This window comes from Ureibacillus sp. MALMAid1270 (genome assembly GCF_049202975.1).
Taxonomy (GTDB): Bacteria; Bacillota; Bacilli; order Bacillales_A; family Planococcaceae; genus Ureibacillus.
Window position 1 is genome coordinate 20,664 of record NZ_JBMIRP010000009.1, and the last position, 6,385, is coordinate 27,048.

The 6,385-nt window shown below is 32.0% G+C and carries 7 protein-coding genes and 2 pseudogenes; 1 reads left to right on the plus strand and 8 read right to left on the minus strand.

Annotated features, from left to right (window positions below):
* Nucleotides 1-113: 113 nt before the first annotated feature.
* The 5 genes and pseudogenes from ACOQFO_RS00630 to ACOQFO_RS00650 form a co-directional block, all read right to left on the minus strand.
* Nucleotides 114-527 carry a hypothetical protein gene (locus tag ACOQFO_RS00630; RefSeq protein ID WP_421687794.1) on the minus strand — a complete coding sequence of 138 codons (414 nt, stop codon included), beginning with the start codon at nucleotides 525-527 and terminating at the stop codon, nucleotides 114-116.
* Nucleotides 528-781: 254 nt separating this feature from the next.
* Nucleotides 782-1,972 (minus strand): toxic anion resistance protein, encoded by a 1,191-nt coding sequence (locus tag ACOQFO_RS00635; RefSeq protein ID WP_421687795.1) that lies wholly within the window; start codon nucleotides 1,970-1,972, stop codon nucleotides 782-784.
* 197 nt (nucleotides 1,973-2,169) lie between these two features.
* On the minus strand, nucleotides 2,170-2,952 hold the full coding sequence (locus ACOQFO_RS00640) for an SDR family NAD(P)-dependent oxidoreductase (RefSeq protein ID WP_421687796.1): 783 nt from the start codon (nucleotides 2,950-2,952) through the stop codon (nucleotides 2,170-2,172).
* A gap of 161 nt (nucleotides 2,953-3,113) precedes the next feature.
* A pseudogene (locus ACOQFO_RS00645) lies at nucleotides 3,114-3,209 on the minus strand (YjcZ family sporulation protein); the annotation flags it as partial.
* A 373-nt stretch (nucleotides 3,210-3,582) separates the two neighbouring features.
* Nucleotides 3,583-3,741, minus strand: coding sequence for a hypothetical protein (locus ACOQFO_RS00650; RefSeq protein ID WP_421687797.1), 159 nt, complete (start codon nucleotides 3,739-3,741; stop codon nucleotides 3,583-3,585).
* A gap of 250 nt (nucleotides 3,742-3,991) precedes the next feature.
* Between ACOQFO_RS00650 and ACOQFO_RS00655 the strand changes: the two genes are divergently transcribed.
* Nucleotides 3,992-4,306 (plus strand): YbjQ family protein, encoded by a 315-nt coding sequence (locus ACOQFO_RS00655; RefSeq protein ID WP_421687798.1) that lies wholly within the window; start codon nucleotides 3,992-3,994, stop codon nucleotides 4,304-4,306.
* Nucleotides 4,307-4,351: 45 nt separating this feature from the next.
* Here the strand turns inward: ACOQFO_RS00655 and ACOQFO_RS00660 are convergent, their stop codons facing one another.
* The 3 genes and pseudogenes from ACOQFO_RS00660 to ACOQFO_RS00670 form a co-directional block, all read right to left on the minus strand.
* Nucleotides 4,352-4,975 carry a hypothetical protein gene (locus tag ACOQFO_RS00660; RefSeq protein WP_421687799.1) on the minus strand — a complete coding sequence of 208 codons (624 nt, stop codon included), beginning with the start codon at nucleotides 4,973-4,975 and terminating at the stop codon, nucleotides 4,352-4,354.
* 216 nt (nucleotides 4,976-5,191) lie between these two features.
* Nucleotides 5,192-6,031 carry a methyl-accepting chemotaxis protein gene (locus tag ACOQFO_RS00665; protein WP_421687800.1) on the minus strand — a complete coding sequence of 280 codons (840 nt, stop codon included), beginning with the start codon at nucleotides 6,029-6,031 and terminating at the stop codon, nucleotides 5,192-5,194.
* A gap of 164 nt (nucleotides 6,032-6,195) precedes the next feature.
* Nucleotides 6,196-6,385: pseudogene (locus ACOQFO_RS00670) on the minus strand (group II intron reverse transcriptase/maturase); the annotation flags it as partial.

The window sequence follows — 6,385 nt, forward strand, 5'->3', positions numbered from 1 at the left end:
ATGAAATGATATTGTATGTGACTTACAAAGGTTGTTTTAAAAAGCGACTTTTGTAAGTCTTTTTTATTTTATGGAAAATAGGTGATCAAAATGTTGATCACCTATTAACACTATTAGCGACATCTTACGAATGTGTAAGTTCCTAGTGCTTGGTCTCCAGCTTCAGTTGGCTCAGTAGCAGCTACAAATGCTACAATTTTAAAACCTCTGCTTAGTAAGCATTGTGTAGCCTCTGTAATTGTAGTTTCGTCAACAATAATGGAACATCCAAATACACCATTGTTTGGTGAAACAAATTCTACTTGATGATCGTCTAGATCAAAAGTAACTGTTACAACATCACATTCTTCATGGTCTTTTTTGTGATCTTTTTTGTCATCTTTTTTATCTTCTTTTTTCTCATGTAAGATTTTTTTCAATAAATCTTTAATGTCATCTAATTGATCTTCTTTTTTCCAGTCGTATGAACCCATAGTCTTTTTACACCCACAATCCTCATATTTTTTTACTTTTTCATAGCTGTACATTATGTCACCTCCTCTCAATATCTATTACAGTATATTGAGCTGCTAATTATTGAGTAAGGCGAATATACTAAGTTATTTAATATTGGTAGAAAAAATTTAAAATTGAGGAATACGTTTAATAGATATGAGGCAAATGATAGAGTGTTATATGATAGAGGGATATTTATAATAAATCGAATGGTTATTTTACTTAAGAGAAAAGCTCAAACAAAAAATGAGTAATCCAAATACACAATTTGGATTACTCATTTTTATTACATGTTTTTTAATTTTTCGTATTCTAATTGAAGTTTTTCAATACGTTTACGGCCTTCTTCTCGGTTGCGAACTGTTTCAGCTTGAATTTGTTTCGTTTCTTCAATACCAGCCATAATCGTTTGCCAAGTTTGTTCTATAGTTTCAATTTTGATACTTGGTTGTCCTGCAGAACGTGCTATATTAACACTATTTTGGCGAATATTTTCTGCATTTTTTAATAACATTTCATTCGTTCGTTTATCTAATTCATTCATTGAATCAGAAACTAATTTTTGACGTTTAATAGTAACAGCATGAATGATTCCTTGTTTGAAAATTGGAATTGTTGTTACAAATGCAGAGTTAATCTTACCGATTAGATGATTGTTCCCTTGTTGCATTAAACGAATTTGTGGAGCAGATTGGAATGAAACTTGCTGTGCCATTTCTAAATCATATCGACGTTGTTCTAGTAATTCGATTGCACGACGAAGGGATTCTAATTCCATAATCGCTTCTTGATCCCCTTCATTAGCACGAGCTTCTAGACTTGTAAGTTGAGGTCTTAATTTCTCAACTTTTACTTCAATAGCAGCAATATGTTCACTTAAACTTTGGAAATAACGAAGGTTCTGGTCATACATATGTTCTAACTCGATTGTATTTTGTTTCATTTCCACTTCGTATTTTGTGATTTCATTGTAAACTGCGTCGATTTCTTTATTCATTGTTTCGTATTTGGATAAGATTCTTTGAAGTTGTTCTTTTCCTTTACTAAACAATTTTGAAATAAATCCTTTTTTCTCTTCTTTGAAATCTTGTGGATCGAAACGGTCCATGATTTTGTTAAGGTTATTTATAAGTGCACTAGATTTCTCTAATTTACTTGTTCGTATAGTTGAAAGCATACGGTCAGAGAATTTTGAGATTTCAGTAGCTGTTTCTTTCCCAAATTCTAAAATGGCAATTTGATTTTTTTCATCGATTTTATCTGCCAATGCAAGTACTTGAGGTTCTTCTTTTAAAGCCAGTTGTCTTTTTCGAATTTGGGACAATTCTTCTTGTGAAACTAATGGTTGTGGCTTCGCTTGTATAGGAGTTTGTGTAACAGTTTGTGTTTTGGGCTCAATTTCCATTAATTGAGTCTTTACAGTTTCGTGTTTTTTTGCCTCTAAGTCATCAAATAATGGATTTTTCATCTCTGACATGGCATTTCCTCCGTTCGACAAATGGATTGTTATTAACGTTGAATTGGATATCTTTGCTAAATACATTGTACACTAAAAGACTATAAGTTATATACGAATTAGTATTAAAAATGTTTCATATGCGTAAACAAATATTCCTACAAAAAATGGAGTTATCTTGAATGACTCACTTTCAAGATAACCCCAAATCATATAAATTATAAAGCTCCTCCGGATCCGCCGTCGATATTGACAGAAGTTCCTGTTACATAAGAAGCTGCATCAGAAGCTAGGAATGTAATAACATTAGCAGCTTCTTCTGTTTCCCCGATACGTCCAAGAGGAATCGTCTTTCCAACTTCTTTAGAATATTCTTCCCAAGTATTATATGGCATACTATTTTGCCATCTTTCTTCGATTTGTCGACTACGGATTAAACCGATACAAACCGCATTCACACGAATATTATATTTCCCTAAATCTTTACTCATCGCTTTTGTAAGTGCTAGTCCCGCAGCACGGCTCACTGATGTTGGTAAACTTGATGCTGGAGGTGTTTTAGCCAGTACAGCTGTAACATTTACAATGGATCCGCCGTTTTGCTCTTTTAAATACGGTAAAGCATGTTTTGATACATGAATTGCACCAAACAATTTCAAATCTAAATCTGATTGCCAATAGTCTGTGGCAACTTCTTCAAATGGACTTGCAGCAGACGAACCCGCGTTGTTAATAAGGATATTTAACTTTCCGTAGTGTTTCACAGTATCCTCTACTAATCGTTTACAGTCATCTTCTTTAGAAACATCAGCAGATAGTGTTAATACTTCAACACCAGTTTGATCTAATATAAAAGCCTTCGCTTCATTTAACGTTTCTTCACTTCTAGCAGCAATCGCAACTTTAGCTCCTTCTTTTACAAGTTGTAATGCAGAGTATAAACCGATGCCTTTACTTGCGCCTGTTACAATGGCTACTTTATCTTTTAATCCTAATTCCATATGTACATCCCCTTCATTTTAAATCTAATAACATTATATAGTATATTGTTAGAATGGTGGGAATATTAAGATTACATATTAGTTAAAGATGCTAAAAAGGATTCTAAAGTAAATCTTTAGAATCCTTTTTGTTATTAATATCAGTTTAATTTATGAAACGATTAGTATTTTCCGTTGTGGAAAGTTACACCAATAATGATCAAAAGAATAAACAATACTACTAATAAAGCGAAACCGTTACCTTTTGAATAACCACCACCGTAGTTATCATAAGCACCACCAACTTGATTGTATCCCATAATGCTACCTCCTTTTAATGAGTTAACCTATTTTATGAAAACAGGTTGTTGAAGTAATGGACATTCGCTTAATTCCTTTAGAATCATTTCGTATTTCCATCACTATTGTAGTAAATGCAATACAATCAAATAAAAGCGTGACATTCGTTTAGTTGCGAAATAAAAAATTGTGCTTTTATGAAAGTTGCGGGATGCTTAAGTTTTAATACGAGTTGAGATGTACGGTTCTTAAAAGTTCACTCGGTCAATTGAAAAATAATCGGCTAGAAAAATTAGTACTACCATTCCAATTTATTATCAAAATAATTATGTACCACTGCTGTTGTTTTGATTATTCTATATTTTTTAGTTTTTCCAGTTTCTTTATTAATTGTTTTAAAAGGTAATTTCGTTCTCTTAATGCATTCACAACACTAATCATAAACCAAATAACGGTAAAAACAGGAACACCATATAAAAGAAAAGACATGATGAGTGGTGTTATATCCATAAAACTCTCCTTTACAATTAATATTAATATGTTATTTCATACATACTATTAATTGAACTCATTTATGTTTCTTTCACTGTTTAAATGAATTTCGATACAGCAAAAATAATACTCTGCAAAGTTTTATAGTGCTTACGAATCAACAAAGGATGGAAATGTTTTAATATTTTTTAACATTATTTATGTTTTTTTAAAACTTTTTGGGTAGATAATCGTATAGTAGGTATTATATTTTAGGAGGGCTTTATTAATGTTAACAACAACAACTGGAACTGTAGAAGGAAAATCTATTGAAACTTATCATGGAATTGTAACTGGAGAAGCTATTATGGGAGCGAACTTTGTACGCGACATTTTTGCATCGGTTACAGATTTAATTGGTGGAAGAAGTTCTGCTTATGAAAATAAATTAGCTGAAGGTCGTAGTTTAGCTTTACAAGAAATGCAAGAGGAAGCTAGAAGACTAGGTGCAAATGCTGTAATTGGCGTGGATTTAGATTTTGAAACGCTTCGCGATGGCATGATGATGTGTATTGCAACAGGTACTGCTGTAACTGTTCGATAATTAAAAAACCGTTGTTGCTTAAACGGCAACAACTGGTTTTATTTGTTATTCTAATTCACTAAACATTTCTTCTACTTCTGCAGAATTTCCTAATACAGCTTCCATTAAGTTTGCATCAGAAACGATTTTGAAATTACCATCTGCATCTTTGGTTAAATTTAATGTAACATCACGTGTTACTGTTGGAGCATCTTTATCAGTCATTGCAGCAGTAAGAATCTCAGTAGATTTTTCATCCATAGCTTGATTATATTCTTCTTCTGTTTGATCTTCTAAAGCTAATTCAAAAGCAGCACTGAAAATATCTTCCATTGCAGTTTGCATTACAGCAGCATAGTCAAGAGAAGTTACTTCAACTGTTACTTCTGCATTTTGATTGTCAACTTTATTTTCTTTTGGTGTACCAAATTTATAATTATTGCTCATACCTTTAACTAATGCTTCAGTTGCAGGGTCTTCATTTGCATCTTTCATACTAGCAAAGTCAAAGTCATCAGATACATTTTCCGTCGATACATAAGTACTAGCTTTTTCCAAATCACCTGATTGTATAGCTTTCATAAACGATGTTACAACATCAGCAGGTTTAGAAGCTTCTTGTCCGCCACCACATGCTGTTAACAACATGATTGTTATACCAAGTGTAAATAAACGAATCATTTTTTTCATAGTATTTCCTCCAAAGTGTTTTTTACAACAAAATATAGTTTAACACAGAAATATGATTCTGTTTACAAAATAATTTTTCCAATATAGCATTTTTATTGATTGTATTTTCACAAAACTCATGTTTATTATGTGTAATTGTTTATCTAGTTCATACAGATAATTTAATTTAGCATTAAAAAAGCGGGAATGTTACATCCCACTTTTCATAATAAAGATTTATAATTTTTTTGCCAGTTCTTCGATATCTTCTAATACTTGAGCAAGGTGTTGCAAATTTTTTGAAATCTCTTCAATTGAGGAAGACTGATTTTCAGCTATATCAACAGATTCTTTTATAATAGATGCTACATCACGAACTTTATCTTTTAACCCATCTAATAATTGTCTAATTTCTTTGACGGATTCAGCGCTTTGATCGGCAAGTTTTGTAATTTCTTTAGCAACAACACTAAAACCTCTACCATATTCCCCACTTCTAGCAGCTTCAATACCAGCATTAAAACCTAAAATTCTAGTATTTTTTGCAACTGAATTAATCATTTCTAGAATTTTTGTCGTATTATCGAATTGTTTTGTCATATCTTCTTGAGATTCTTTTAATTTCTCCATATAAGTAGATAAATCTGTTGCGGCAACAGATAATTCTTCCGTAGAAGCTGAAATTTCCTCAGACGAAGCTGAAAACTGCTCTGCAACATGTCTTAATTTATATTGATTATGTAAATTAGTAGCAACTGCTATTGTTCCGATTACTTGATCATTCTCATCTCTAATTGGAACAATTCTTGTATTTATAGCAACTCCTAAGACTTCTTGCGGAATTAAAAACGTTTCTTCTTTATTATTTTTCATTACTTTAGCCATTGGTTCATCTGGTTCAATAATATGGCCAGACGGAACATCAAATTTAAAGTGATTAGAATCAAGGTGTAATATAATTTTTTCGCAATCTGAAATTGTAATCGATACATCATCAGAAAATAGATTTTTTATTGTTTTTGCCGAACTAATATAATGGTTTAAAGTTTCATTTTCTATATTTTGAACAATTGCCATATTATTCCCCCTATATATTACTTAGAAACATTATATCATTACATGAAAAAAATATCGTAGAGTAATAGGACTATTTTATCTTCTATTAATCGAGTAGGAGACTAGCCATTAATTGGCTAGTCGACCTCTCACACCACCGTGCATACGGTTCCGTACACGGCGGTTCAATAACTTAAGTACCTATGCTCATATAGCTTATTTAGGTCTTTTATCCCCCACTTAATGAGCGTATTTATTTTAATTGCTTTTTGTAAGGTTTCACTTCTTGAAATTCTCCAATATCCCTTACGGGTATTTGCTACTTTCCAGGCTTCCTCATGATGGATACCTAACCTTCTAAGTTGGTAATATTTC